Below are 25,066 nucleotides of genomic sequence, written 5' to 3'. Positions count from 1 at the left end.
GTCGGCCACCGGGAGCTGGCAGAACCTCGGCTACGTGCTGCAGTGGCCGCTCTTCGGCGTGTTCCCCGCCTTCATGTTCTGGCGCCTGCGCAAGCTGCGTGCCCAGCAGCGCGCGGACGTCGCGACCCCGGCGGACCAGCCGCGGACCGCGACCCCGCTGGCCACGACCCCGCGGACCGCGACCCCGCTGGCCACGACCCCGCGGACCGCGACCCCGCTGGCCGCGACCCCGCTGGCCACGATGTCGGCGTTCGCCGAGCCCGCCCCGGCCCGGCCGCGGCCCACGCGGCAGGATGAGGACGACCCCGAGCTGGCCGCGTACAACCGATACCTCGCCCAGCTCAACGCCATGGATCAGGAGACACGATGAGCGAGTCGCCGGTGACGGCCGACGAGGAGAACCCGGCCCAGGCCACCGGCGCGGCCGGCGTCCGCGGGGCGCTCGCGCGCTACCGGGTCATGGCATACGTCGTCGGTGTCGGGCTGCTCGTGCTCTGCCTCTCGATGATCATGGAGTACGTGTTCGACCAGGACCAGTTCACCGCCGTCGTCGGGCCGGTGCACGGCTTCCTCTACGTCGTCTACCTGCTGGCCGTCGTCGACCTCGCGCTCAAGGCTCGCTGGTCGATGAAGGGCGCCGTCCTGGTCATGCTCGCGGGCGTCGTCCCCGTGCTCGCCTTCGTCGAAGAGCGCCGGGTGACCGCCAAGGTCCGCGGGGGCATCGCGATCTAAGACGGTCACCCGGCCGTTCAGGTGCCGATGCCGGTCAGCGAGCGGACCTCCATCTCCGCCTGCTTGCCCCGGTCGGCCGGCTCCTTGCTGAGCATGGAGCCGAGGTAGCCCGCCAGGAACGAGATCGGGATCGACACGATGCCCGGGTTCGTCAGCGGGAACAGGTGGAAGTCGACGCCGGAGAAGATCGACGTCGGCGCGCCCGACACCACCGGTGAGAAGAACACCAGCAGCAGGCACGAGCCGAGCCCGCCGTACATGCCCCACAGCGTGCCCTGGGTGTTGAACCTCTTCCAGAACAGCGAGTAGAGCAGCGTCGACAGGTTGGCCGACGCGGCGAACGCGAACGCGAGCGCCACCAGGAAGGCCACGTTCTGCCCGTTCGCCAGGATGCCGCCGATCATCGCGAGCACCCCGACCACCACCGCGGTGAGCCGGGCGACCCGGACCTCCGACGCGGGCTCGGCCTTGCCGCCGCGGAAGATGTTGGCGTACACGTCGTGCGCGAACGACGCCGACGCGGTGATCGTCAGCCCGGCCACCACCGCGAGGATCGTCGCGAACGCCACCGCGGCCACGATGCCCAGCAGGAGCGTGCCGCCGATCTCGAACGCCAGCAGCGGCGCCGCCGAGTTCTCCTTGCCGGTCGACGCGAGGATCGTGTCCGAGCCGACCAGCGCCGACGCGCCGTAGCCGATCACGAATGTCGCCAGGTAGAACACCGCCATCGTGCCCACCGCCCAGACCACCGATCGGCGTGCCTGGATCGCGTTCGGCACCGTGTAGAAGCGCATCAGCACGTGCGGCAGGCCGGCCGCGCCCAGGATCAGCGCGAGCGACAGCGAGATGAAGTCGAGCTGGCTGACCGCGGACGTGCCGTACTGCGCGCCCGGCTCGAGCACCGCCTGGCCCTTGGCGTTGTTGGCCGCCGCGTCGTCGAGGAGCGCGGAGACGCTGAACCCGAACTTGCCGAGCAGGAACACGGTCATCAGCACGACGCACAGCACGAGGATGGACGCCTTGATGATCTGCACCCAGGTGGTGCCCTTCATGCCGCCGACCAGCACGTAGAAGATCATGATCAGGCCGACGACGGTGATCACCAGCGCCTGCCCGCCCTTGCCGTGCACGTTCAGCAGCAGCGCGACCAGACCGCCCGCGCCGGCCATCTGGGCGAGCATGTAGAAGAACGAGATCACCAGCGTGGACGTCGCGGCCGCGGCACGCACCGGGCGCTGGCGCATCCGGTAGGCCAGCACGTCGCCCATGGTGAACCGGCCGGTGTTGCGGACGAGCTCGGCGACCAGCAGCAGCGCGACGAGCCACGCGACGAGGAAGCCGATGGAGTAGAGGAAGCCGTCGTAGCCGTGTACCGCGATGGCGCCGGCGATGCCGAGGAACGACGCGGCGGACAGGTAGTCGCCGGTGATCGCGATGCCGTTCTGCGACCCGGTGAACGCGCTGCCCGCGGCGTAGTAGTCCGATGTCGAGGTGTTGCGGTGGCTCATCCGGTAGACGACGTACAGCGTGATCGCGACGAACGCGGCGAACACGGTCATGTTGAGCGGCGGGCTGCCGAGCGAGTCGGTCGCGTCGGCGGCGAGCGTGGTCCGGTGGCTCATTCCTCGGCAACTCCCGCGTCGGTCCGGATCGCGGCGACCTGCGGATCGATCTTGGTCCGCGCGAACCGCACGTAGCCGACGGTGATGGCGATGGTCGAGACGAACTGGAGCAGCCCCAGCACCAGGCCCACGTTGACCGAGCCGATGAGCCGGTGGCTCATGAACCCCCGCGCGTAGGCGGCGAGCAGCACGTAGGTGAGGTACCAGAGGAAGAACAGCGCACTCATGGGAAAGACGAAACGCCGGAAACGGCGCCGCAGGGCGGCGAACTCGGGGCTGTTCTGGATGGCCACGAAGTCCGGTGGGCCGGCCGGCGCGGGGGCCGGGCTCGGCTGTCCGGTGATTCCGCCGAAGGGGGCACCCGGCGGTGCCGGAGCACGCGAGGCAATCGGGGAGTGAACCACCTGGGTCATTTGTTCCTCCGCTGAACATAGGCGCGGTTCGCCTAATTTCACAATGGAGACGGCCGGCGGGGTCTTGGCGGGCGCCATGGTAACTGCGAGTCGGGTGAACACCTAATGCGGACCGATCGGGGGACGCCGCTCGGACCACCGCCCCGGGGACGCCGGAACGGGACTATACGACGGCTGTCCGGTGTTTCGTCAAACCGCAGGAGTAGTCGGCCTCGACGCTAGCGTGGGAACGTTGTTCCGACATTCACACTTAACGGTGAACTGTGGTGTGACGTTGCGTTGCGAAAGTTGCACCCAGCAGGTTCGCCGTCACCGATCGTGGTCCCCGGGCGGGCGACCGGCCGGTCTCATCAGCCCATCGAGGCCGGTCTTAGCAGGTCGGCAAGCGGTTCCGCGAGCGGCCCGGGACGGACACTTTCCGCAGTTGGGAGGCCTGACGCAGGTCGCGGCCGCCGAACGGCGGGTAGGTGGCGGGTCGTGATCTTGATCGGTCGTGACGCTGTCACGCTGCCGCGAGAACCAGCATTACCCGATCGGGGCATCAAGGCGTCAAGGTCAAGACGGAAAGTAGAACGGCCATGATCAACTGCGGTGCGCCGCGGGTCAGGCGAGCCTTATTTGATCGCTTTCCGGACCGTCCGTGCAGGTCAGCGCGCCTTTGTCGGTGGCATTTCGATATCGGGTGGTTGAGGTACGATCGTTCCTCAGTTCTCGCCGTCGCGGCGCGTTAGGGGTGCGACGCGGCACGAGGAAGGAGCGAGTACTGCGATCGAATTGAGTGCGCCACCCTGCGTTTGTCCGCAAGTCGCGTCGACATTTGCCGTCGACCGCGGCCGCGCCATTCATCGGTGCGCTCGAGTCGAATTCACCATTCCTCATTCTGAAATGAGGCGCTGTCTTGACAGACAACGTGACACGGACTGACGAGCCTGCTTCACGCGCGGCGGCGCTGTGGAGTGTGCTGGCCAACTGGCGGGACTGGAACCTGCCGGTCAAGCTCGCCGCCGTCACCCTGGTGCCGGTCATCTTCGCGATCGTGCTCGGCGCGATGCAGATCGCCGACCAGGTCGACCAGGCGGCCTCCTACCGCCGGGTCGACCGGCTGGTGAAGGTGAACGAAGAGCTCCGCAAGCTCGTCGTCGCCCTGCAGAAGGAACGCGCCGACGGCGTCGTGCTGCTCGCCGCGCGGGCCACCGACGTCGCCCCCGAGCTCGCGCCCGAGCAGCGCGCCACCGACCGCGCCCGGGACGGCTTCACCCGGGCCGCCCAGCGGGTCACCCTGGACGAGCAGATCACCCATGCCAGCTACGGTGAGGTGCGCCGCTGGCTCGGCGAGCTGCCCGTCATCCGCAAGCAGGTCACCGGCTCGCTGATCGACGCCTCGACCGCGCTGGGCCGCTACACCGACGTCGTCGACGCGCTGCTGCGGTTCGACCGCACCCTGTCCACCGAGTCGATCGACCCGAGGCTGGCGGCGACGTCCTCCGCCCTCTACGAGCTCGAGGTCATCCGCGAGCAGGTCGCCTTCCAGCACGCGCTGATCGGCGCGGGCATCGTGCGCGGCGGCCTGGTCGGCCCCGACCTCGACGCCCTGCGCACCTCGGCCGGCAGGCTCGCCGACAGCACCACCGACTTCTACGCGGTCGCCGGCGACGACCGCGGCCGCGAGTACGACGCGAGCGTGAGCGGTACCGGGGTGGCGAGCCGCAACAACATCGTCGGCGTGGTGCTCGCGACCCGGCCGGGCACCGACATCCCGACCACCGCCCAGGACTGGAACGACGTCTCCGCGCTCACCACGGGCCGGATCGGCGAGGTCGCCACTGTGCTGGGCGAGCAGCTGCGCACCCGCTCGGCGGCCCTGCAGGACGAGGCGAGCGACGGTGCCGGGCTCGCCGCGGTGATCCTTCTGGTCGCCCTGGTGGTCGCGATCGCGGTGATGTTCGTGGTGGGCCGGCACCTGCTGGGCTCACTGTCCGCGCTGCGCCGCAGCGCCCTCGATGTGGCCGAGCGCCGGCTACCGGACGCGGTCGCGCGGATTCGCGACCGTGGCGACCAAGCCGGCGACGCCGACCCGATCGCCGTCGAGCCGGTGCCGGTCACCTCGATGGACGAGGTCGGCCAGGTGGCCCGCGCGTTCGACGCGGTGCAGCAGCAGGCGCTGCGGCTGGCCACCGAGCAGGCCGGCCTGCGGGCGAAGTACTCGAGCGTGTTCGTCAACCTGTCCCGCCGCAGCCAGGGCCTCGTCCAGCGGCAGCTTCAGCTGCTGGAACGGCTGGAGCGCGACGAGGAGGACGCGGACCAGCTGGCGACGCTCTTCCAGCTCGACCACCTCGCCACCCGGATGCGGCGCAACAACGAGAACCTGATGGTGCTCTCCGGCAGCGACGTCGGGCGGCGCAACCAGCGCCCGGCGAGCCTCGCCGACCTGCTGAGCGCCGGGGTCTCGGAGATCGAGCAGTACCAACGGGTCGTCATGCTGCCGCCGCCGTCCGTGCAGATCGTCGGCTACGCGGTCGGCGACCTCGTCCGGCTCACCGCCGAGCTGCTCGACAACGCGACCGCGTTCTCCGCGCCGGACACCCAGGTGACGATCGCCAGCCACTCGTTCGAGGACGCCTCGCTGTGCATCGCGGTGCTCGACGAGGGCATCGGGATGAGCCAGGCCGAGCTCGACGAGGCCAACGGCAAGCTCGCCGACTCCGGCGCGATCGACGTGTCCACCTCGCGCCGGATGGGCCTGTTCGTGATCGGCCGGCTCGCCGGGCGGCACGGCATCGAGGTCCGGCTGGGCGGCGGTCACGACGTCCCCGGCGTGCGCGCCACCGTCACCGTGCCGGCCGAGCTGGTCTCCGCGCCCAGTGCCGACCCGCCCACCGCGACCACCCGCGCGGTGGCCCCGGCCACTCCGTCGAGCGGCCTGGTGCCGTTCGCGCCCAACGGGACGCCGGTCAACGGGCACACCAACGGCAGGACCAACGGCGCCGTCAACGGCACGACCAACGGATCCACCAACGGCACCAACGGTTCCAACGGCTCCGCGCAGGGCTCGGGAGACGCCAGGCCGTCGCCGCTGCCGCGCCGCGCCCGGCCGGTCAACGGCACGGACATCACCCGCAGGCTCGGCGGCGACGTGGGCGGCGAAGTTGGCGGCGTGGAGGAGCCCCGGCCGCCGGCCCCGGCTCCCGAACCGGCTCCGGTCGAGTCCACACCGGACCTGACGCCGGCGGAACAGGCCGAGCCCGCCGAACCCGCCGAGTCGGCGACGCCGAAGAACGAGAAGGACGACGAACGGGGTGCGCTGCCGCGGCGCTCGCCGGGCACCCGGATGCCCGGTCCCGCGGTCCCGAACGGACCGGCCGGTCCGCCCGGCCCGCCCGGCATCACCCGCCCGCGCGCCCCGTTCACCCCGCCGGACCGCGAGGTTTCACCCGCGGACGGCCTGTTCACCCCCGCCGGTCGAGACGACCGCGACGGCGGCTGGTGGACCCCCCGCGGCCCGGGCCGCCCGGTGGACCGGGCCGCGATCGAGGAGACCACGCCCATCTTCGACGAGATGGTGTCCGCGTGGTTCCGCACGGTGACCGACCGGCCGGCCCCCCCGCGGCCGGCCGGTCGGCCCCCGCGCCCGCCCGAGCCGCGGCCCGAGCCCCGGCGCCGCCAGGACGACCAGTGGCGGTTCGCCGCGGACTCCGGGTTCGACGCCGCTCGCGCGGTGTCGCGGGCCGCGCCGGCCGCCTACACCGACAACGGGCTGCCCCGCCGCAGTGCCGGGCAGAACCTCGTGCCCGGCAGCGCCGGCGACCCGGCCTCGGCCGCGCCCCGGCACGGTCGAGCCGCCGAGGACATGCGGGACCGGCTGAGCAACTACCGGCACGGCGTCCAGCGGGCCCGCGACCACCGCCAGGACGAGCCGCGCAGGGACGCCGACCCCGGCCGGCTCGACCTCAGCGGTGCCGGCTGGCGGTTCGCCGCCGACGTCGGCTGGCGCGCGGCCAACTCCGTGTCGACGTCCACACCGGTGGACTTCACCTCCGGCGGGCTGCCCCGGCGCAGTGCCGGGGAGCACCTGATGCCGGGCAGCGTGGCGCCGTCCGGCGGTGGCCCGCTGCGGATGGACCGCGCCGAGGAGATGCGCGGCCGGCTCGGCAGCTTCCAGAAGGGACTGTCCCGTGGCCGGCGCAGCCTCGCCGAGCGCGGGACAGGAAACGGTTTTCCAGAGAACAAGCAACAGGAGAGTGAATGAACCCGCACTCCCAACCCAGTCAGTTCGGGTGGTTGGTCAACGACTTCGCCGAGCGGGTCACCGGAGTGGCGCACGCCGTCGTGGTGTCCGCCGACGGCCTCCTGCTCACCGCGTCGGCCAGGCTGCCGCTGGACCGTGCCGACCAGCTGGCGGCGGTCGCCTCCGGTCTCGTCAGCCTCACCCAGGGCGCCGCCCGGTGCTTCGAGGCAGGCGGCGTCAAGGAGACGATCGTCGAGATGCAGGGCGGCATCATGTTGCTGATGGCCATCAGCGACGGGTCCTCCCTGGCCGTGCTCGCCGCGCCGGTCTGTGACATCGGCCAGGTGGCGTACGAGATGACGCTGCTGGTCGACCGCGTCGGTCAGATCCTCACCCCTGAGCTTCGGGCCCAGCTCCAGGGCGCCAGCGGGAGGATGGTTGGGCAGCCGGCGTGAACCCCGGACCCGACTACCTCGGCAGGCCGCCTGCCGAGCCCGACCCAGGGCCGGAGCAGACGTTCGCCGACGTGTTCAACGGTTTCACGCTCGGCGGCGGCCGGCGCAGACGCAAGAACAAGGCGGACCTCCCGCCGCCGGAGCCGGCACCGTCCACACCGGACGTCCACACGGCACCGATAGCGAGCCACGAGATCGTCAAGCGGATCGACTGGCCCTACCCGCAACCCCGGCCCGCCCGGCCGGAGTGGCAGCTGGACACCGTGGAGGCGGACCTCGCCGACGCGGCGGACGCGGCGATCGTGCGCCCGTACGCGTGGACGCGCGGCCGCACGAAGTCCGCGATGGACATGCGGATCGAGGCCCTCGTCACCACCAGTGAGCTCGGTGAGGACATCGGGGCCTTGACCCATACCGAGCACCGCTCCGTGGCGGAGCTGTGCGCCGAACCACGATCGGTCGCCGAGGTGGCCACCCTGCTGCACGTGCCACTCGGCGTGGCCAAGGTGCTGCTGGGCGACATGGCCGGCCTCGGCCTCGTCATCGTGCACAAGACGGCTACCGGTGGGGCCAACAAGGCACACCTCATGTTGATGGAAAGGGTTTTGAGTGGACTCCGTCGGCTTTAGGGCCTCTGGCGAGACGCCGGTCCCCTCGATGACATCGGTGAAGATCGTCGTCGGGGGCGGATTCGGCGCGGGCAAGACCACGTTCGTCGGCTCGGTCTCCGAGATCACGCCGCTCACCACCGAGGCGGTGATGACCGAGGCGAGTGCGGACATCGACAACCTCGACGCGACGCCGACCAAGTCCACCACCACCGTGGCGATGGACTTCGGCCGCGTGTCACTGGACTCCGACCTGGTGCTGTACCTGTTCGGCACGCCGGGCCAGGAGCGGTTCTGGTTCATGTGGGACGACCTGGTCCGCGGCGCGATCGGCGCGGTCGTGCTCACCGACACCAGGCGGCTCGCCGACTCGTTCTCGCCGATCGACTTCTTCGAGGACCGCGGGCTGCCCTACGTGATCGGCCTCAACTGCTTCGACGGTCAGCAGAGCCACGGCATCGAGGAGGTCCGCGACGCGCTCGCCATCTCCGAGCACGTGCCGATCGTGTCGTGCGACGCGCGGGACCGCGAGTCGGTCAAGGAAACGCTGATCACCATGGTGCAGTACTCGATGGACCGGTGGGTCGCCGTGCACGGAGCGGGTGTCGGCTAAGCGTCCGCTTAGGTATGGTCGCCGGCATGGATCTGTCCCTCAGCGAAGAGCAGGCGGCGCTGCGCGACCTCGCGCGCGACTTCGTCGACCGCGAGGTCGTGCCGAACGTCCGTGACTGGGACCGGGCCGAGCAGGTCGACCGGTCGATCGTCGGGAAGCTGGGCGAGGTCGGGTTCCTCGGGCTGACGGTGCCCGAGGAGTACGGCGGGTCGGGCGGCGACCACCTCGCGTACTGCCTGATGATGGAGGAGATCGGCCGCGGCGACTCGGCCATCCGCGGCATCGTGTCGGTGTCGCTGGGGCTGGTCGGCAAGACGATCCTGTCCTTCGGCACGCCCGACCAGCGGTCCTCGTGGTTGCCCGGGCTGTGCTCCGGCGAGTCGCTGGCCTGCTTCGGCCTCACCGAACCCGACACCGGTTCCGACGCGGGCAACCTGTCGACCAAGGCCGTCCGGGACGGTTCGGACTGGGTGCTGTCCGGCTCGAAGATGTTCATCACCAACGGGACGTGGGCGGACCTGGCGCTGGTGTTCGCGCGCACCGGCGAGCCGGGCCCGCGTGGCGTCACGGCGTTCCTCGTGCCGACCTCGTCGCCGGGTTTCGAGCACCGTGAGATCAAGGGCAAGCTCGGTCTGCGCGGCCAGTCGACGGGCGAGCTGATCATCTCCGACGTCCGCGTTCCCGCCTCGGCCGTGCTCGGCGCGGCGGGCCAGGGCTTCAAGGTCGCGATGGCCGCGCTGGACAAGGGCCGCATGTCGGTGGCCGCGGGCTGCGTCGGTCTCGCGCGAGCCGCCTTGGAGGCCTCGACCCGGTACGCGGGGGAGCGCCACCAGTTCGGCAAGCCGATCGCGGGCTTCCAGCTGGTGCAGCAGATGCTGGCCGACATGGCGGTCGGCACCGACGCGGCCAGGTTGCTGGTGTGGCGGGTGGCGGACCTGATCGACCGCGGCCTGCCGTTCCGGACGGAGGCCTCGATGGCGAAGCTGCACGCGAGCGAGAACGCGGTCGCCGCGGCCAACCTCGCCATCCAGGTCTACGGCGGCTACGGATACCTCGACGAGTACCCGGTGGCCAAGATCCTGCGGGACGCGCGGGTCATGACCCTGTACGAGGGCACGAGCCAGGTCCAGAAGCTCCTGATCGGCAGGTCCCTGACCGGCCTGAACGCCTTCGTCTGACCCCGCGGGGTCAGGGGCGGTAGGTGCCGAAGGACCAGAGGTTGCCTTCGAGGTCGCGGGCCGAGTACTCGTGTGAGCCGTAGTCCATGTGCTCCAGGTCGCGGACGATCGCGGCGCCCGCGGCCTTCGCGCGGTCGAAGTGGGACCGCGGGTCGTCGACCACGACGTAGACGCTGATCGGGGACGCCAGCGGGTTCGCCGCGGCGCCGCCCAGCCAGCCGGGGTCGCGCGGGCCGCTGACCATGACCGTGTCGTCGCCGGCGCGGAGCTCCGCGTGGCCGACCTTGCCCTGCTCGTCGCGGTAGACGGTGTGCTCGGTGAGGCCGAACGCCTCGACGAGCCAGGCCACCGCCTTGTCCGGATCGTCGTAACGCACCGCTGGAATGATCATGCGGCCGACGCTATCCGGCCGGCACCCAGGTGTATTGGACGGATGTGACCTCCGCCGCCATCCGCTCCGCCATCCGCTCCGGCAGCCGCGCCAGGAACGCCGTCGGCGTCGTGCCGGCGAACTCGCGGAAGTCCCGGTTCATGTGCGCCTGGTCGTAGTACCCGCACTCGGTCGCGATCCGCGACCACGCCGCACGGCCCGCGGTACCCACCCGGCGCAGCAGCCCGTCGAACCGGACGATCCGGGCGACGGTCTTCGGTGGCAGCCCGACCTGCTGGCGGAACCGGGTCACCAGGTGCCGGCGGCTCCAGCCGACCTCGTGCGCCAGCTCGCCGATCGACAGCACTCCGCAGGACTCGACCAGCCGACGCCAGGCCCAGGCGACCTCGCGTGCCGGCGTCGGGCCCTCCTCGGCGCGGCGCAGCAGGAACTCGTCGAGCACCGCGAAGCGCGCGTCCCACCCGGCGGTGTTCGCCAGCCGCTCGGTCAACCGGTGCCCGGCCGGGCCGAGCACGTCGGCGAGGTCGACGACCCGGCCGGTCAGCTCGTCCATCGGAACGCCGAGCAGCGTGTAGGCACCCAGCGGCGTGAGCTTGAGGTCGACGCACTCGATCGCGCCGACCTGCTCGATCACGTCGTGGGTGTCGGTGAGCCCGGTGGCGAACGCGCGGGGGTAGCCGCCGAACGCGCCGCCCGTGTTGACGATCACGGTCGCCGTGGGGGTCGGCGTGGCGAGCCACCGGTCGCTGGTGCCGGGCGGTTGGGCGAAGCCGAGGTAGTCCCTGGTCAGCAGCGTCCGCACCGGCTCGCTCGGCCGGCGCTCGGCGTAGGTCAGGGTGGGGACCGCCGTGCTCACGCGCCTGATCGTAGGCGTCGTCGCAACCAGGAGTTTGTTGCAATCCTCTGGCGATAGGGCTCCGAAGGAAACTAGTGTGAGACTCGTGTCCGACTCAGTAGCCATGCACATGAGCGATGGCCTGATCAACGCGCCCACCTCGGTGATCTTCGGTGGCGTCGCGGTGATCGGCATAGCGGTCGCCCTGGTCTGCGCCCGTCGCGACCTCGACGACCGGACCGCGCCGATGGCCGGTCTCGTCGCGGCCTTCGTCTTCGCCACCCAGATGATCAACTTCCCGATCCTGCCGGGGGCGAGCGGTCATCTGCTCGGTGGCGCGTTGGCAGCCATCCTCGTCGGCCCCTGGGTCGGCGCGCTGTGCGTGAGCATCGTGCTCGTCGTGCAGGCACTCGTGTTCGCCGACGGCGGGCTCACCGCGCTCGGCGCCAACATCACCAACATGGCGCTCATCGGCACCGCCGCCGGCTTCGGCATCGCGTTGCTGCTGCGCCGGTTCGCCACCCGCGGCCGGGCGGGCCTCGCCGCGGTCGCGTTCGTCGCCGCCCTGTGCAACACCGTCATCGCCTCGCTCGGGTTCGTGCTCGAGTTCGCGATCGGCGGCGACGCGGCGTTCTCGCTCGGCGGCGTGGCCGGCACGATGATCGGCCTGCACGTCCTCATCGGCACCGGCGAGGGCGTGATCACCGCGCTGACCGTCACCGCGGTCGCCGCCGCCCGGCCCGACCTCGTGTACCTGCTGCGCGGCACCGCGCGCCCGCTCGAGCTGCGGGACGCGCCGGTGCGCACGACCACCCAGGGGACGGCGTCATGACGACCGGGACCAAGCGCGGCCGGAGCTGGCTCTTCTTCGCCGGGTTCGCACTCGCGGCGCTGGTGATCGCGGGCGCGCTGTCCTACTTCGCCGACTCCGACCCGGACGGACTGGACTCCGCCACCCTCGAGGGCTGCGAGGTGGTCGAGACTTCGCAGGGCGAGGAGCTGCGCGGGGACTGCATCGCGCGGAACGCCGGCGAGCACGACATGTCGGGCAGCCCGCTCGCGGACTACGCCGTCGGCGGCGACGGCCGGCTCACCGGCGTCGCGGGCGTGCTCGGCGTGGTGGCCACGCTGGCCGTCGCCGGCGGCCTGTTCTGGTTGCTGCGCAAGCGATCCGACAAGCCGACCGAGCGCGGCCGGACATGAGCGAGCTGGCGAGCGAGTCAATGTCACAGGGCGACCGCGAGCGGCGGCACCGAGCCCGCGAGGGGGCGTCATGAGCGAGCTTGCGAGCGAACCAATGTCACAGGGCGACCGCGAGCGGCTCGACCGAGCCCGCGAGGGGGCGTCGTGAGCGGCGGGCACGCCACGCACGTGCTGCACCGGCCGGGGACCTCGCCGGTGCACCGGCTGCCGGCCCAGGTGAAGATCCTTGCGGCACTGCTCGGCGTGATCTGCGTGGTGGCCACACCGCGCACCGAGTTCTGGGCGTTCGGCCTGTACCTCCTGCTGCTGCTGGCGATCTGGGCGGTCGCGTCCGTCCCGGTCGGACACTTCGCCAAGCGCGCGGTGATCGAGGTGCCGTTCGTGGTGATCGCGGTCGTGATGCCGTTCCTGGGTGGCGGCCCGCGGTTCGCCTTCCTCGGGCTGAGCCTGTCCGAGCCGGGCGCGCTCGCCGGCTGGAACATCCTCGCGAAGGGCACGGTCGGCGTGCTGGCGTCGCTGACCCTCGCGGCCACGACCACGCCGCGCGAGCTGATCGTCGGCATGCAGCGGCTGCGTGTGCCCGCGGTGCTGACCACGATCGCGACGCTGATGCTGCGCTACCTCGAGGTGATCGTGGCCGAGGCCAGGCGGATGCGCACCGCGCGCATCTCCCGCGGCCACGACCCGCGGTTCCTGTGGCAGGTCGGCGCTACCGCGCGGGGGATCGGCGCGTTGTTCGTCCGCAGCTACGAGCGCGGTGAGCGGGTGCACCTGGCGATGGTGTCGCGCGGCTGGACCGGCACGATGCCCGACCACGGCGCGCCGGCGGCGCCCTCGGTGTGGCTGACCGGACTGCTCCCGGTGCTGGTGACCGCGTCCGTGCTGGGGGCGGCAGTATGGCTGCCGTGAGCGAGTCATTACCCGAGGCGGCGGCCGCAGCGCTGGCGCCGCCCGCGCTGCTGGTGGAACGGCTGGCGTTCGCCTACCCGGACGGCCACCAGGCGCTGTACGGGCTGGACCTGCGGGTCGGGCCGGGGGAGCGGGTGGCGGTGCTCGGGCCGAACGGTGCGGGCAAGACGACGTTGGTGCTGCACCTCAACGGCGTGCTGGCCGGCGGGTCCGGGCGGATCGAGGTGGCGGGCCTGCCGATGGCGAAGTCGACGCTGCACGAGGTGCGGCGCCGGGTCGGCATCGTCTTCCAGGACCCCGACGACCAGCTGTTCATGCCGACGGTGGGGGAGGACGTGGCGTTCGGCCCGGCCAACTTCGGCCTGTCCGGCGCGGCCCTGGACGCCCGGGTGCACGAGGCGTTGGCCGCGGTCGGGATGCTCGAGCACATCGACCGGTCCCCGCTGCACCTGTCCGGCGGCCAGCGCAGGCGCGTCGCGCTGGCCACGGTGCTGGCGTGCGACCCGGAGATCCTGGTGCTCGACGAGCCGTCGTCCAACCTGGAGCCGGTGGCCCGGCGCGAGCTGGCCGAGGTGCTGCTGGCCCTGGGCCGCACGACGTTGATGGTGACCCACGACCTGCCGTACGCGCTGCAGCTGTGCCCCCGGAGCATCCTGATCGACGACGGCGTGGTGATCGCCGACGGCCCGACCCGCGACCTGCTCGCCGACGCGGACCTCCTTGCGGCGCACCGGCTCGAGCTGCCCTACGGTTTCCGCCTGGACTGACGGCCGCCGGTGTCATCGGGCCAGGAAGTGCCAGCCGACCCACGCCCAGAGCACCACCACGGCGATGCGGCCGGTGCGGGTGGCCACGAGGACGGTCACGAGCTCGCCGGCCGTCGGGCGCGCTGCCCGGCGAGCGGTGAGCTCGACGGCCAGGCCCGCCAGGACGAGGACCACGAAGCCGGCGCCGAGGAGCCAGGAGAGCATCCGTCACCTCCTGACCAGCAGCCAGCCGGCGGACAGCCACAGGCCCCAGCCGGCAAGGCGCAGCGGGTAGATCTCCAGCACCGGGTCGAGCAGCAGGCTGAACGACAGCTCGCCGAGGAACAGCGCGGTCAGCTCCCACCCGCCGAAGCAGACCGCCCAGACCAGCCACGCCCGGTGCCGCGCGCCGACCCGGTGACCGGTCTCCTCGCGGGGTCGGGGGAGCACGGCGACCGCCACCAGCGCGGCGACGCCCGGGATGAGCACGGCGACGAGCGCGGGGATGCTGTGGCTGGTGAAGGTGGCGCCGACGGCCGCGTAGGCCGCAGCGGCCGCCACGAGCCATGCGCGCATACCCCCATTGTTCCGGGCACCCGTCCCAACAGGCAGGATCGCTCCCATGAGCACCGCATCTCCGCTGCACGACGTACACACCGCACTCGGCGCGACGTTCACCGACTTCGCCGGGTGGTCGATGCCGCTGCGCTACGGCAGCGAGCTGGCCGAGCACCGGGCGGTGCGCGAGGCCGCCGGCCTGTTCGACCTGTCGCACATGGGCGAGATCGAGCTCACCGGGCCGGAGGCGGCGCGGGCGCTCGACTACGCCTTGGTCGGCAAGCTGTCGGCGGTGAAGGTGGGGCGCGCCCGGTACACGATGATCTGCGACGTCGACGGCGGGGTGCTCGACGACCTGGTCGTGTACCGGATCGGTGCGGACCACTTCATGGTGGTGGCCAACGCGTCGAACGCGGCGGTGGTGGCCGGCGAGCTGCTTGCCCGGTCGGAGGGGTTCACGGTCGAGGTGGCGGACCGGTCGCGGGACTGCGCGCTGATCGCGGTGCAGGGCCCGCTCGCGGTGGGAGTCGTCGGGAAGGTGTCCGACGCGGACCTGCCGGCGTTGCCGTACTACGGCAGCACGCCGACCCGGATCGGTGGCCACGACGTGCTCCTCGCGCGTACCGGCTACACCGGTGAGGACGGTTTCGAGGTGTACGCGGAGGCGCCGCACGCCGCCGACGTGTGGCGGACGCTGACCGAGGCGGGCGGCGCCGACCTGCTGCCGTGCGGGCTGGCGTGCCGCGACACGCTGCGGCTCGAGGCCGGCATGCCGCTGTACGGCAACGAGCTCTCGGCGCAGATGAGCCCGTTCGACGCCGGTCTCGGGCGGGTGGTGAAGCTGGACAAGCCCGCGGACTTCGTCGGCCGCGCCGCGCTCGAGCAGCGCAGCACGACGTCGGCGCCGGCCACGTTGGTGGGCCTGACCTGCGAAGGCCGTCGCGCCCCGCGGCACGGCTATCCGGTGCTGGACGGCGACACCCCGGTCGGGACGGTGACCAGCGGCGCTCTGTCGCCGACCCTGGGCCACCCGATCGCCATGGCGTACGTGCCGCCCGCGCTGTCCGAGCCGGGCACGAAGCTGGCGGTGGACGTGCGCGGCAAGGCCACCCCGGTCGAGGTGGTCGGGCTCCCGTTCTACAAGCGCGCCTGACCGGCCCGGCTCAGGCGGCGCCCGCGCTCCTCGCCTCCGCGACCGCCTTGCCGAGCTCCTCGCGGCTCATCTTGGAGCGGCCCTTGATGTCGAGGTCGCGAGCCAGCTTGTCCAGATCGGCCTTGCTGAGGCCGTCCAGGTCCTCCGCCGAAGGCTCGGACGGCGCGGCGGCGGGCGTGTCGCGGCGCTTCTTGCGGCCCTCGACGCTGCGGGACAGCGCCTCGAACAGGTCGACGACCTTCGTCGGCTCGCTCGGCTCGGTCTCGGCGACGATGTCCTTGCCCTCGCGCTTGTCCTCGATCAGCTTCTCGACCTGCTGGGTGTAGGTGTCGTGGAAGTCCTCGGGCCGCCACTCGTCGGTCATCGAGTCGATCAGGCTCACCGCCATGTCGATCTCCTTGCCGCGTGCGGTGGTGAGCTCCGGCAGCGACTTCAGCTCCTTGGCGGGATCCCGGATGTCCTCGGGGAACAGAAGTGTGTTCAGCACCAGCAGGCCGTCGCCCGCGCGCACCGCGGTGAGGTACTCCTTGCCACGCATCACGAACGACGCGATCCCGGCCCGGTTGGTCTTCTCCATCGCCTGGAGCAGCAGGCCGTAGGACTTCCCGTACTCCTCCTTGGCCGGCGCCAGCCAGTACGTCTTCTGGAAGTGGACCGGGTCGATGTCGTCGAGCTCGACGAACGTGTTGATGTCAATGGTCCGGGACCTGCCGGGCGCGATGGCGTCCAGCTCGTCCGGCTCGATGATCACGTACTCGCCGCCGCCGAGGTCGGCGCCCTTCACGATGTCGGAGAACGCCACCTCCTTGCCGGTGCGCTCGTTGATCCGCTTGTACCGGATCCGGTCCGACGTGCCCCGCTCGAACTGGCGGAAGCTGATCGTGTGGTCCTCGGTCGCGCTGTACAACTCGACCGGGATCGTCACCAGACCGAAGTTGATCGCGCCGCTCCAGATCGGTCGTGCCACCGCTACTGCCCTCCCCGCCGCTGTTCGTACCGGATCATCATGACGCCTTCCAGGAACGATGCACCAGCCCGACACCGGTCCGACCCTGCCGGGGTTTGCCGCCCGCCACGCCGGGGTACCAACTTCTCGCACGACGAAGCACGAACGTACGTGAAGGAGCAGACCCATGGTTGACGTGTCGAGGCTGCCCGGTCCCGTGGCCGAGACCTGGGACTGGCAGCGCCTCGGGGCCTGCCGAGGCCAGAACAGCGACATGTTCTTTCACCCGCGGGCCGAGCGCGGCCAGGCGCGCGAGCAGCGCATCGAGAAGGCCAAGGAGATCTGCCGCGGCTGCCCCGTCATCGTCGAGTGCCGCCACCACGCGTTGACCGTGTACGAGCCTTACGGCATCTGGGGCGGGCTGGACGAGGGCGAGCGGCGAGCCGCCTACCAGCACCGCAAGCGCCGCGGGGAGCACGTCGCCTGAATGCCTCGAACGCGTCGTTGGGGACGCTGAACGCCCTGAGCGCGTCGTTCAGGGCATCGGCGGGTCGGGGCACGGCGACCGGCGACGTGATCAAGCCCGGTGGTGCTACCCGGCCGCCCGAACGGAGAGCCGGGCCGTGGCGTCGACCAGTCGGGGGCCGTCGAGGAGTACCGCGTCGTTGTGATCGGCGCCGGGCTCTTCGACGGAGGTGACGGGTCCGGCGACCGCCCGCGCCACGGCCCGGCTCTGCTCCGTCGGCACCACCGAGTCCGCCGACCCGTACACGACCACGGTCGGCGCCCGCACCTCCCGGACGTGCTCGACCACCGGGAACCGGTCCTTGAGCAGCAGCCGTACCGGCAGGAACGGGTACAGCGTCGCGGCCACGTCGGCCAGTGACGTGAACGGCGAGCGCAGCAGCATCCCGCCCGGCGGGTGCTCGGTGGCGAGCTCGCTGACCACGGCGGCGCCGAGGCTCTCGCCGAAGTAGATCACCCGGTCCGGTGGCACGTTCAGCTCGTCGACCAGGTAGGACCGCGCCGCGCGCACGTCCAGCGCGAGCCCTTCCTCTGTCGGGTCGCCCGGGTTGCCGCCGTAGCCGCGGTAGTCGAGCAGCAGCACCGACATCCCCCGTGCCCGCAGTGCCTCGGCCAGCGGCGCGCGCATCGACCGGTCGCCCGCGTTGCCCGGCGCCATCAGCACGCTGACGCCCAGGTCGGCGCCGGTGTCAGAGCTGGCCGCGGGGACGTACCAGGCACCGAGGGTCAGCCCGTCGCCCGTCTCCAGCCGCACGTCGCGGGCGCCCGGCAGGACCGTCGCTGCGGGTGGGACCGGGCCGGACGATGGCAGGTAGATGAGCCGGCGCTGGAACAGGTACGCGAGCGTCACCACGACGACCACGAGCTCCACCACCCCGGCGAGCACCTGGACCAGCACCCGTCGAGTGTGGCGCGGGTTCACGTGGCCGTCCCGTCCTTCCCCGGCCCGACCGCCGGCATGGTCACGTCGGAGGCGACCGACGGCGTGGTCACCTGGCCGTCCGCGGGCGGCTCGGCCACCGGTATCGGCGCGCTCACCGGTCCCGCCACCGGGATCGGCCCGCTCGCCGGGCCGGCGGTCGGCATCGGGAAGCCGAACGGCGGGGTCGGCAGGTCGGCGCCGGCGTGCCGGCGCCGCATGACCAGCAGTATCGCCCCGGCGGCGGCGGCGAGCACCGCGACCGCGCCGCACGCCGCGATCAGCCAGACCAGCAGCGGCCGGCCGGTGTCCTCGCGCCCCGCGGCGAGCCGGCGGTACTCGCCGGCCTGCTGGTGGTCGGGTGTCGCGGCGAGCACGGCGTCGAAGAACTCCACGGCCTTGGCGTACTCGCCGTCGAAGTAGTGCTCGAGCCCGGCGGTGTAGTTGCGGTCGTTGGCGCTCGGGGTGGCCTCGACGCCCTCGCGGCGCAGCAGGTCGGCCACCGACGTCGACGCGGTGACCAGGGTGTTGCCGTCCTCGTCGGCCGAGGTGGTCAGGCCGATCACCCGGCCGTCCATGTCCACCACCGGGCCGCCGGTCATGCTCGTCCGCGCGGGCGCGCTGACCTCGTAGTACGGCTTGTCGGCGATGGCCCTGCGGGTGGTGATCTGGCCGCTCTCGTTGACCGGCTCGGTGGCGTCCTCGGCCTCCGGGTAGCCGATGGCGAGAACCGGGGTGCCGGCGGGCAGGTCGCCGACATCGGCGAGTGCGACGGCGGACATGCGGCCGCGCGGCACCTTGAGCACGCCGACGTCACCCGGCCCGCGGACGTCGACGACGGTGGCCGGGGCGATGTCACGCTCCGGCGTGGCCGAGCCGCCGACGACGCGCTCGACCCGGACGTCGCGGACCGGTGAGCTGCCCTCGGTCGCGCCCTCCAGCACGGCGTTGTCGGCGAGTTGGGTGGCAGCCGTCGCGGGGTCCTCGACCCGGCCGAGCTTGGTCAGCTCCGCCACCGCGAGCGCGACGATCGGTGCCGGGTCGAGGCAGGCTCCGGCGGTCACGACGTACCCGTCCTCGTGCACGACCGCGCCACTGCACGAGGTGGTGGCCTTGTAGCCCGCGGGCCCGCCGAACACCTCGCCGGTGCGCGGGTCGCGGATCCAGCCGTGCCAGTTGACCTCGACGAGCACCACGGCGGGCCGGGCGATCGCCGCGGCCCGCTCCTCGGGACTGGTGGGTTCCGCGGCAGCCGGTGACGCCGAGGCCAGCACCGCCGCGGCCGCGAGCCCGAGCGCGAGTGACCGCCTCATCCGTACGCCCCGTAGTCGGTGGTGCGGCTCCACACCGACCGTGAGCCGCCCGCGTCCGTCTCGGTCACCGATGCCCCCGAGCAGGTGTAGTTGTTCAGCTCGTTGAGCGCGCGCGGGCCCTCCGGCTGGGTCTCGAGCAGGCCGCGCTGGTCGTAGAACGACCACGTCAGTTTCGCCTTGGTGACCGCCACGAAAGTGAGCGTCGTGCCGGTCGCCGTCCAGGTGAACTCGCGCCAGCCGTTGACCACGAGGCGTAGCTCGTTGCCCTGGTAGTTGCCGACCATGTTGATGTTGGCGTTGCGTTCGACACCGGTGCCGTCCGCACGGAGCTCGTAGTAGCGGCCGGACGTCGTGAGCGGCAGCGCGTCGACGTCGGTGTAGAACTTCGTCATCAGGACCTCGTCGGCCATGCGCCACGAGCCGATCAGGCAGTGTGGCAGCCCTTCCTTGCGGGTGGCGTCCGCGGGCCGGGTGGGGGAGGGCAGCGCACCGGCCTCGGCCACCGGCCCGGCGCAGCACGGCTCCGGCTCGTCGGCGGAGGAGATCGCGATCACCGTCAGCGCGGTGGTGGTCAGCAGCGCGACCACCGACAGCACGAAAAGTATCGCGACCGGGCGGCGCGACCGCGTGGGTAATGAACCGGTCACACTATTCATGTTATTGGGTACGCGCCGCCCATCGACTCGGCCATCGGGTCGAAACATTAGGGTTGTGCGGTGCTGACCATGCAGGACGCCTTGCTCGCGCTCACCCGATACTGGACCGACCGCGGTTGCATGATCGTGCAGCCGTTCAACACCGAGGTCGGCGCCGGCACCCTCAACCCGGCGACCATCCTGCGCGTGCTCGGTCCGGAGCCGTGGCGGGTGGCCTACGTCGAGCCCAGCGTTCGGCCCGACGACGCCCGGTACGGCGAGAACCCCAACCGGCTGCAGACGCACACCCAGTTCCAGGTCATCCTCAAGCCCGACCCGGGCGACCCGCAGGAGCAGTACCTCGCGAGCTTGGCAGTCCTGGGGATCGACAGCCACGCGCACGACATCCGGTTCGTCGAGGACAACTGGGCCAACCCGGCCACCGGATCGTGGGGCCTGGGCTGGGAGGTCTGGCTGGACGGGCTGGAGATCACCCAGTTCACGTACTTCCAGCAGGCCGGCGGAATGAGTGTGGACCCCGTGCCGGTCGAGATCACCTACGGCGTCGAGCGCATCGTCATGGCGGTCCAGAACGTCAGCCACTTCAAGGACATCGCCTACGCGCCCGGCATCTCCTACGGCGAGGCGTTCGGCCAGGCCGAGTACGAGATGAGCCGGTTCTACCTGGACGACGCGGACGTCGACACCCAGCGTCGGCTGTTCGAGGACTACGCCGCCGAGGCCCGCCGGATGCTCGACGCCCGGCTGCCCGTGCCCGCGTACGTGCACGTGCTGAAGTGCTCGCACACGTTCAACGTGCTGGACTCGCGCGGCGCGATCAGCACCACCGAGCGCGCGAAGGCGTTCGCCAGGATGCGCGGCCTCGCCCGCGAGGTGTCGGCGCTGTGGGCGGAGCGGCGCGATGAGCTCGGCCACCCGCTCGGCCTGGCCGAGGCACCCGCGCAGGCTTCGGCGCCCGCGTCGTTCGCGACGGTCACCGAGCCCGCGCCGCTGCTGTTCGAGATCGGCACCGAGGAGCTGCCCCCGGGCGAGGTCACCCGGACCGCGCGGGCGGTGCGGGATTCGCTGGCCGGCAAGCTGGCCGGCACCCGGCTCGCGCACGGCGACGTCGAGGTGCACGCGACGCCGCGCCGGATCGTGGCGCTGGTGCCCGACGTGGCGCCCGCCGAGCCGGACGCGGAGCGGTTCGTGCGCGGGCCGCGGGTCACCGCCGCGTTCGACGCGTCCGGCGAGCCGACCAAGGCCGCGCGGGGCTTCGCCCGCGGGCAGGGCGTCGAGGTCTCCGCGTTGGAGCGGGTCGAGGTCGACGGCGTCGAGCACGTCGGGGTGACCAGGAAGGAGCTTGGCCGCGGCGCGGTCGAGGTGCTCAGTGGTGTGCTCGGCGAGCTCGTCTCGGAGCTGCGGGCGGACAAGAACATGCGGTGGAACGACCCGAAGCTGTCGTTCACCCGGCCGGTGCGTTGGCTGGTGGCGTTGCTCGGTGCGCGGCTCGTGCCGGTCGCGGCGTCCTCGTTGACGTCCGGTCGCACCACCAGGGTGCACCGCACCGCGGAGGCGCCGGTCATCGAGGTGTCGTCGGCGTCCGGGTACCTGGAGCTGTTGGCGGAGCACGGGATCACGGCGTCCATCCAGGAGCGCCGGGCGGCGGTCGTGGCTGCCGCCCGGTCGCTCGCGGAGTCGGCCGGCGGCACGATCGACGTCGACGGCGAGGCGGCGCTGCTCGACGAGATCACCAACCTGGTCGAGCAGCCGAACGCCATCCTCGGCGGGTTCGCCTCGTCCTACCTCGAGCTGCCGCAGGAGATCCTGACCACGGTCATGCGCAAGCACCAGCGGTACCTTCCGGTGCGGGCCGCCGACGGGACGCTGCTGCCGCACTTCGTCGCGGTGGCCAACGGGTCCTGCGACGTCGACGCGGTGCGCGCGGGCAACGAGGCGGTGCTGCGGGCGCGGTACGAGGACGCGAGCTTCTTCTGGCGGGCCGATCTCAAGGTGGCGCCGGAGACGATGAAGGCGGGCCTGGAGCGGCTGGCCTTCGAGGAGCGCCTGGGCTCGATGGCCGACCGGGCGGCCCGGATCGCCGCGGTCGCGGCTGACCTCGGCACCGAGCTGTCCACTTCGGACCGTTCGACGCTGGAGCGGGCGGCGGCGCTCGCCAAGTTCGACCTCGGCTCGCAGATGGTGATCGAGCTGACCAGCCTGGCCGGCGTGATGGCGCGCGAGTACGCGGTGCGGGCCGGCGAGCCGGAGGCGGTGGCGCAGGCGCTGTTCGACATGGAGCGCCCGCGCTCGTCCGGTGACGCGCCGCCCGTGTCGGTGCCGGGTGCGGTGCTGGCGCTGGCGGACCGGTTCGACATGCTGGTCGGCCTGTTCGCCGTGGGTGCCGCGCCCACCGGCAGCTCGGACCCGTTCGGCCTGCGCCGCGCGGCGGCCGGGGTGGTGAGCATCCTGCGGGCGCACCCGTCGCTGCGTGGTCTCACCGTGTCGCGGGGTCTCGCGGCGGCCGCCGAGCACGTGCGGGCACAGGGCATCGAGGTGCCGCCGGCCACGCTGGACGAGATGGCGGAGTTCGCGGTGCGCCGGTTCGAGCAGCAGCTGCTCGACGCCGGTCACGACCACCGGCATGTCGCCGCCGTCGTGGCGCTCCCGCCGGCCACGGCCGACGAGACGCTCGCCGAGATCGAGCGCCGGGTCGGCGACGCGGACTTCGCCGCGCTGGTCGCCGCGCTGCAGCGGGTCCGCCGCATCGTGCCGGCCGACACCGACGCTCGCTACGACCCGGCTCTGCTGACGGAGCCGGCGGAGGGCGCGCTGCACCAGGCGTTGGTCAAGGTCGCCGAGTCGCTGGGCGCGGGTCCGCACCCGCTGGCGGACTTCGTGGCGTCGGCGAGCGGGCTGACCGCGCCGATCAACATGTTCTTCGACGACGTCCTGGTGATGGCCGAGGACCCGGCGGTCCGCGCGGCGCGGTTGGGCCTGCTGGCCACGATCCGCGACCTGGCCGCGCCGGTCCTCGACTGGCAGGCGCTGGGCTAGTCCGCCTCCCCGGAATTCACAGTGTTGGTTGCGTCCCGGCGGACGGTGCGGACCTCTGGTGGTTGGTGGTTGGGTGCCGTCACGGTCCCCTGAGCTTGCGTTGGTCGCGGCGCGAGGCTGTGCCAACCCCGCGTGTCCAACGCTTAGAGGAGGACGACCTCGCGGGTGCCGTCCTGCCCCTTGACGATCAGCTGTTCGCTGTTCTCCCGCACGGCGCGGTAGACGAAGTCGCCGTAGCCGATCAGGCGGCGGAGGGCCTCGGTGAGGGTGACACCCTCTCGCTCGATCACGTGCTCCAGGGCACGGACGGTGTCGGGGGAGACCGCGACGTTGATCCGCTTCGGCTCCGCGCGCTGGGTCTCGGCGGCCTCGGTTCGTGCGCCCTTCGCCGACATGATCACATCCTGTGAGATAGGTAGCGGCCAAACGGGTTAAGTGTAGGTGTGTGTCCGGTGCGTATGCAACACGTGGGCTACACATAATCGACACTCACCGAGTGTTGTCACCGTGTCGACCCGGCGTTATCCTCGACTCTGGCGCCGAGGAGGGCAAACACGCACATGCCGGACACCAGCTCTGCCCCGCGCCGCCACCACCACGAAACCTGGCGCGTGCGCGGTGATCTCGCCGACCCGTGTCCCACTTCGTGGCGGACCGCTGCTGGTGAGTGGTGTCGAGCCGCTCGACGGCACCTGGTTCGACGCCGCGGACTGCCCGGTCGACACGCCCCTGGTGCTCCTGATCCCGGCGCCGCGCTAGGCCATGTCTCGCGGATCTTGGATCGTGGTATTCGCGCCCAGCTGCCCCCTGGCCGCGTTGTCGAAAGGCCCGAATACAACCCGGTATGAGCGACCTTCCGCCGCCTTGCCAGGAGACAGCTGGATCACGAATCCCATCGACCAAGACCCACGAGACACGACCTAGTCCGAGCGGCGCGACCGCCTGCGGGTGCGGCGGGTGTCGAAGTCGCGCCCCGGGCCCACCCCCGCGCCGGCGCCGAAGAACGCACCCACGATCGTCGCCGCGGCGCCCAGCAGGATCGGCAGCATGATCCGCGCGAGCTCGGTGGCGAACGAGGCGCTGATGGCGTCCACCCAGAGTCCCAGCACCAGCGCGATGATCGTCAGCAGGATCAGCGCGCCGACGCCGAGCAGCACCCACGTCTGCATGCGCAGGTAGTGCCGGCGCGCGGCCGACCTCGCCTCGATCTCGGCCTGTTGCGCGCGCAGTTCCAGCTCCCGGCCGCGGGCGATGAGCGCACGGTTGCCCGGCGGCGACCGGTCGACCCAGGTGCCGTCCTCATCGACCTCCCCGGCTGGCGGCCGGCGGAACCGGCGCAGGAGCCGCGGCGGTTCCGGTGCCGGCGGGGTCATGGCGAGTCCGGTACGGGGAGCAGGGCGATGAGCGGGGTGTCGACCGGTTCGTCGACATCGTCCTCCAGCCAGGTGACCGCCACCCAAGCCTGACCGTCGCCGTCGCGGCCGCCGACCGGTTCGGGGCGCTGGTTCGCTGCCGGGCTGGTGTCTTGCATGGCTCGTCGTTCCTTCGAACGTCACTCTCAAGAGCAGATTAGCTCCAGAATGGCACATAAACAACATTTATCAGGCGCATATGACATGTTGCATCACTGCATTTCGCGTGCCAGACTTGCTACTGCTGCCTGGCGGCGGCGGGCAACCAGCCATACCGAGGCTTTGTCCGGGGCGGGATCACAACAAGGGCCGATCACTTGTCAGGAAGTGCTCGCTATGCGCACAGATCAGGATGTGGCCATGTCGGGTAGCCGCCCGGACGTCGACGACGCCCGGCAAAGCCGCCCCCGCACGGAGCCGAAGCGGATCAACGTCGCCATCTCGCCGGACATGGTGCGGGCGCTGGAGGACGTGATCCGGCGCGAGGGCGTCTCGCTCACCGAGGCCCTGCGCCGGCTCGTCGGCTACGGCGACTTCGTCTACCGCGCGGTCAAGGAAGGCGGCGAGCGGCTGACGGTAACGGGCCCGGACGGCACCCGCGAAGTGGTGCTCCTCTAG

At 71.6% G+C, this 25,066-nt stretch carries 28 protein-coding genes; 15 read left to right on the top strand and 13 right to left on the bottom strand.

What is annotated here, in order from left to right:
* A partial coding sequence (locus tag GEV28_RS11550; protein ID WP_291411514.1) for a transcriptional regulator occupies positions 1–370 on the top strand: 370 nt, incomplete at its 5' end.
* On the top strand, positions 367–732 hold the full coding sequence (locus tag GEV28_RS11545) for a DUF3817 domain-containing protein (protein WP_291411512.1): 366 nt from the start codon (positions 367–369) through the stop codon (positions 730–732). The genes GEV28_RS11550 and GEV28_RS11545, both read left to right, overlap by 4 nt.
* A 17-nt stretch (positions 733–749) precedes the next feature.
* On the opposite strand, the gene GEV28_RS11540 is transcribed toward GEV28_RS11545, so the two are convergent.
* Entirely contained in the window at positions 750–2,354 is a 1,605-nt protein-coding gene (locus GEV28_RS11540; RefSeq protein WP_291411510.1) for a cation acetate symporter, read from the bottom strand.
* Positions 2,351–2,767 (bottom strand): DUF485 domain-containing protein, encoded by a 417-nt coding sequence (locus GEV28_RS11535; RefSeq protein WP_291411519.1) that lies wholly within the window; start codon positions 2,765–2,767, stop codon positions 2,351–2,353. The genes GEV28_RS11540 and GEV28_RS11535 overlap by 4 nt, the downstream gene beginning before the upstream one ends.
* 910 nt (positions 2,768–3,677) lie before the next feature.
* On the opposite strand from GEV28_RS11535, the gene GEV28_RS11530 reads away from it, so the two are divergent.
* From GEV28_RS11530 to GEV28_RS11510, 5 genes are read left to right on the top strand one after another with little or no spacing between them, the layout of a single operon-like run.
* Entirely contained in the window at positions 3,678–7,013 is a 3,336-nt protein-coding gene (locus GEV28_RS11530) for a nitrate- and nitrite sensing domain-containing protein (protein ID WP_291411508.1), read from the top strand.
* Positions 7,010–7,447 (top strand): roadblock/LC7 domain-containing protein, encoded by a 438-nt coding sequence (locus tag GEV28_RS11525; RefSeq protein ID WP_291411506.1) that lies wholly within the window; start codon positions 7,010–7,012, stop codon positions 7,445–7,447. Before GEV28_RS11530 ends, GEV28_RS11525 begins: the two co-directional genes overlap by 4 nt.
* A complete protein-coding gene (locus tag GEV28_RS11520) occupies positions 7,444–8,076 on the top strand; it encodes a DUF742 domain-containing protein (RefSeq protein WP_291411505.1) in 633 nt (210 codons plus the stop codon). The genes GEV28_RS11525 and GEV28_RS11520 overlap by 4 nt, the downstream gene beginning before the upstream one ends.
* A complete protein-coding gene (locus GEV28_RS11515; protein ID WP_291411503.1) occupies positions 8,057–8,668 on the top strand; it encodes an ATP/GTP-binding protein in 612 nt (203 codons plus the stop codon). Before GEV28_RS11520 ends, GEV28_RS11515 begins: the two co-directional genes overlap by 20 nt.
* Before the next feature lie 26 nt (positions 8,669–8,694).
* On the top strand, positions 8,695–9,846 hold the full coding sequence (locus GEV28_RS11510; RefSeq protein WP_291411500.1) for an acyl-CoA dehydrogenase family protein: 1,152 nt from the start codon (positions 8,695–8,697) through the stop codon (positions 9,844–9,846).
* 10 nt (positions 9,847–9,856) lie between these two features.
* Here the strand turns inward: GEV28_RS11510 and GEV28_RS11505 are convergent, their stop codons facing one another.
* Both GEV28_RS11505 and GEV28_RS11500 read right to left on the bottom strand, forming a co-directional pair.
* Positions 9,857–10,237: a VOC family protein gene (locus tag GEV28_RS11505; protein WP_291411498.1), complete on the bottom strand. Its 381-nt coding sequence runs from the start codon at positions 10,235–10,237 to the stop codon at positions 9,857–9,859.
* 10 nt (positions 10,238–10,247) lie between these two features.
* Positions 10,248–11,093 carry an AraC family transcriptional regulator gene (locus GEV28_RS11500; RefSeq protein WP_291411496.1) on the bottom strand — a complete coding sequence of 282 codons (846 nt, stop codon included), beginning with the start codon at positions 11,091–11,093 and terminating at the stop codon, positions 10,248–10,250.
* An 85-nt stretch (positions 11,094–11,178) separates the two neighbouring features.
* Here GEV28_RS11500 and GEV28_RS11495 point away from each other — a divergent pair, with 85 nt between their 5' ends.
* The 4 genes from GEV28_RS11495 to GEV28_RS11480 all read left to right on the top strand — a co-directional run bounded on the left by GEV28_RS11495 (position 11,179) and on the right by GEV28_RS11480 (position 13,951).
* Complete coding sequence (locus GEV28_RS11495; protein ID WP_291411494.1) at positions 11,179–11,904, top strand: energy-coupling factor ABC transporter permease; 726 nt, start codon at positions 11,179–11,181, stop codon at positions 11,902–11,904.
* A complete protein-coding gene (locus GEV28_RS11490) occupies positions 11,901–12,275 on the top strand; it encodes a PDGLE domain-containing protein (protein WP_291411493.1) in 375 nt (124 codons plus the stop codon). Before GEV28_RS11495 ends, GEV28_RS11490 begins: the two co-directional genes overlap by 4 nt.
* A gap of 144 nt (positions 12,276–12,419) precedes the next feature.
* Complete coding sequence (gene cbiQ, locus GEV28_RS11485) at positions 12,420–13,184, top strand: cobalt ECF transporter T component CbiQ (RefSeq protein ID WP_291411491.1); 765 nt, start codon at positions 12,420–12,422, stop codon at positions 13,182–13,184.
* On the top strand, positions 13,172–13,951 hold the full coding sequence (locus GEV28_RS11480) for an energy-coupling factor ABC transporter ATP-binding protein (RefSeq protein ID WP_291411489.1): 780 nt from the start codon (positions 13,172–13,174) through the stop codon (positions 13,949–13,951). Before cbiQ ends, GEV28_RS11480 begins: the two co-directional genes overlap by 13 nt.
* 12 nt (positions 13,952–13,963) lie before the next feature.
* Here the strand turns inward: GEV28_RS11480 and GEV28_RS11475 are convergent, their stop codons facing one another.
* Entirely contained in the window at positions 13,964–14,155 is a 192-nt protein-coding gene (locus GEV28_RS11475; RefSeq protein WP_291411486.1) for a DUF6186 family protein, read from the bottom strand.
* Positions 14,156–14,158: 3 nt separating this feature from the next.
* A complete protein-coding gene (locus GEV28_RS11470) occupies positions 14,159–14,506 on the bottom strand; it encodes a hypothetical protein (protein ID WP_291411484.1) in 348 nt (115 codons plus the stop codon).
* A 46-nt stretch (positions 14,507–14,552) separates the two neighbouring features.
* Here GEV28_RS11470 and gcvT point away from each other — a divergent pair, with 46 nt between their 5' ends.
* A complete protein-coding gene (gene gcvT, locus GEV28_RS11465; protein ID WP_291411482.1) occupies positions 14,553–15,641 on the top strand; it encodes a glycine cleavage system aminomethyltransferase GcvT in 1,089 nt (362 codons plus the stop codon).
* A gap of 10 nt (positions 15,642–15,651) precedes the next feature.
* Here gcvT and GEV28_RS11460 read toward each other — a convergent pair whose 3' ends face one another.
* Positions 15,652–16,608: a Ku protein gene (locus GEV28_RS11460; protein ID WP_291411480.1), complete on the bottom strand. Its 957-nt coding sequence runs from the start codon at positions 16,606–16,608 to the stop codon at positions 15,652–15,654.
* A 166-nt stretch (positions 16,609–16,774) separates the two neighbouring features.
* On the opposite strand from GEV28_RS11460, the gene GEV28_RS11455 reads away from it, so the two are divergent.
* Complete coding sequence (locus GEV28_RS11455) at positions 16,775–17,074, top strand: WhiB family transcriptional regulator (RefSeq protein ID WP_291411479.1); 300 nt, start codon at positions 16,775–16,777, stop codon at positions 17,072–17,074.
* 105 nt (positions 17,075–17,179) lie between these two features.
* Here GEV28_RS11455 and GEV28_RS11450 read toward each other — a convergent pair whose 3' ends face one another.
* From GEV28_RS11450 to GEV28_RS11440, 3 genes are read right to left on the bottom strand one after another with little or no spacing between them, the layout of a single operon-like run.
* Positions 17,180–18,010, bottom strand: a complete 831-nt coding sequence (locus GEV28_RS11450; RefSeq protein WP_367115086.1) for an alpha/beta hydrolase — start codon at positions 18,008–18,010, stop codon at positions 17,180–17,182.
* Between the two features lie 20 nt (positions 18,011–18,030).
* On the bottom strand, positions 18,031–19,344 hold the full coding sequence (locus tag GEV28_RS11445; protein ID WP_291411477.1) for a serine protease: 1,314 nt from the start codon (positions 19,342–19,344) through the stop codon (positions 18,031–18,033).
* A complete protein-coding gene (locus GEV28_RS11440; RefSeq protein WP_291411475.1) occupies positions 19,341–19,991 on the bottom strand; it encodes a hypothetical protein in 651 nt (216 codons plus the stop codon). Before GEV28_RS11440 ends, GEV28_RS11445 begins: the two co-directional genes overlap by 4 nt.
* A 78-nt stretch (positions 19,992–20,069) precedes the next feature.
* Here GEV28_RS11440 and GEV28_RS11435 point away from each other — a divergent pair, with 78 nt between their 5' ends.
* Positions 20,070–23,036, top strand: coding sequence for a glycine--tRNA ligase (locus GEV28_RS11435; protein WP_291411516.1), 2,967 nt, complete (start codon positions 20,070–20,072; stop codon positions 23,034–23,036).
* A gap of 143 nt (positions 23,037–23,179) precedes the next feature.
* Here the strand turns inward: GEV28_RS11435 and GEV28_RS11430 are convergent, their stop codons facing one another.
* From GEV28_RS11430 to GEV28_RS11420, 3 genes are all read right to left on the bottom strand, one after another.
* Positions 23,180–23,431 carry a ribbon-helix-helix protein, CopG family gene (locus tag GEV28_RS11430; protein ID WP_291411473.1) on the bottom strand — a complete coding sequence of 84 codons (252 nt, stop codon included), beginning with the start codon at positions 23,429–23,431 and terminating at the stop codon, positions 23,180–23,182.
* 525 nt (positions 23,432–23,956) lie between these two features.
* Positions 23,957–24,409 carry a hypothetical protein gene (locus GEV28_RS11425; RefSeq protein ID WP_291411471.1) on the bottom strand — a complete coding sequence of 151 codons (453 nt, stop codon included), beginning with the start codon at positions 24,407–24,409 and terminating at the stop codon, positions 23,957–23,959.
* Entirely contained in the window at positions 24,406–24,567 is a 162-nt protein-coding gene (locus GEV28_RS11420) for a hypothetical protein (protein WP_291411469.1), read from the bottom strand. Before GEV28_RS11420 ends, GEV28_RS11425 begins: the two co-directional genes overlap by 4 nt.
* A 241-nt stretch (positions 24,568–24,808) precedes the next feature.
* On the opposite strand from GEV28_RS11420, the gene GEV28_RS11415 reads away from it, so the two are divergent.
* Entirely contained in the window at positions 24,809–25,066 is a 258-nt protein-coding gene (locus GEV28_RS11415; protein ID WP_291411467.1) for a ribbon-helix-helix protein, CopG family, read from the top strand.

The organism is Actinophytocola sp., from assembly GCF_009379765.1.
Lineage (GTDB): Bacteria > Actinomycetota > Actinomycetes > Mycobacteriales > Pseudonocardiaceae > Actinophytocola.
Note: the sequence above shows the minus strand (reverse complement) of the source record. Positions and strands in the feature narration are given on the sequence as shown.

Bases quoted from the DNA above. Each gene is read 5' to 3' on its own strand.
- GEV28_RS11545 (WP_291411512.1), top strand. From the start codon at position 367: ATGAGCGAGTCGCCGGTGACGGCCGACGAGGAGAACCCGGCCCAGGCC.
- GEV28_RS11540 (WP_291411510.1), bottom strand. From the start codon at position 2,354: ATGAGCCACCGGACCACGCTCGCCGCCGACGCGACCGACTCGCTCGGC.
- GEV28_RS11535 (WP_291411519.1), bottom strand. From the start codon at position 2,767: ATGACCCAGGTGGTTCACTCCCCGATTGCCTCGCGTGCTCCGGCACCG.
- GEV28_RS11525 (WP_291411506.1), top strand. From the start codon at position 7,010: ATGAACCCGCACTCCCAACCCAGTCAGTTCGGGTGGTTGGTCAACGAC.
- GEV28_RS11510 (WP_291411500.1), top strand. From the start codon at position 8,695: ATGGATCTGTCCCTCAGCGAAGAGCAGGCGGCGCTGCGCGACCTCGCG.
- GEV28_RS11505 (WP_291411498.1), bottom strand. From the start codon at position 10,237: ATGATCATTCCAGCGGTGCGTTACGACGATCCGGACAAGGCGGTGGCC.
- GEV28_RS11490 (WP_291411493.1), top strand. From the start codon at position 11,901: ATGACGACCGGGACCAAGCGCGGCCGGAGCTGGCTCTTCTTCGCCGGG.
- GEV28_RS11480 (WP_291411489.1), top strand. From the start codon at position 13,172: ATGGCTGCCGTGAGCGAGTCATTACCCGAGGCGGCGGCCGCAGCGCTG.
- GEV28_RS11475 (WP_291411486.1), bottom strand. From the start codon at position 14,155: ATGCTCTCCTGGCTCCTCGGCGCCGGCTTCGTGGTCCTCGTCCTGGCG.
- GEV28_RS11470 (WP_291411484.1), bottom strand. From the start codon at position 14,506: ATGCGCGCATGGCTCGTGGCGGCCGCTGCGGCCTACGCGGCCGTCGGC.
- gcvT (WP_291411482.1), top strand. From the start codon at position 14,553: ATGAGCACCGCATCTCCGCTGCACGACGTACACACCGCACTCGGCGCG.
- GEV28_RS11455 (WP_291411479.1), top strand. From the start codon at position 16,775: ATGGTTGACGTGTCGAGGCTGCCCGGTCCCGTGGCCGAGACCTGGGAC.
- GEV28_RS11445 (WP_291411477.1), bottom strand. From the start codon at position 19,344: ATGAGGCGGTCACTCGCGCTCGGGCTCGCGGCCGCGGCGGTGCTGGCC.
- GEV28_RS11435 (WP_291411516.1), top strand. From the start codon at position 20,070: ATGCAGGACGCCTTGCTCGCGCTCACCCGATACTGGACCGACCGCGGT.
- GEV28_RS11430 (WP_291411473.1), bottom strand. From the start codon at position 23,431: ATGTCGGCGAAGGGCGCACGAACCGAGGCCGCCGAGACCCAGCGCGCG.
- GEV28_RS11425 (WP_291411471.1), bottom strand. From the start codon at position 24,409: ATGACCCCGCCGGCACCGGAACCGCCGCGGCTCCTGCGCCGGTTCCGC.
- GEV28_RS11420 (WP_291411469.1), bottom strand. From the start codon at position 24,567: ATGCAAGACACCAGCCCGGCAGCGAACCAGCGCCCCGAACCGGTCGGC.
- GEV28_RS11415 (WP_291411467.1), top strand. From the start codon at position 24,809: ATGTCGGGTAGCCGCCCGGACGTCGACGACGCCCGGCAAAGCCGCCCC.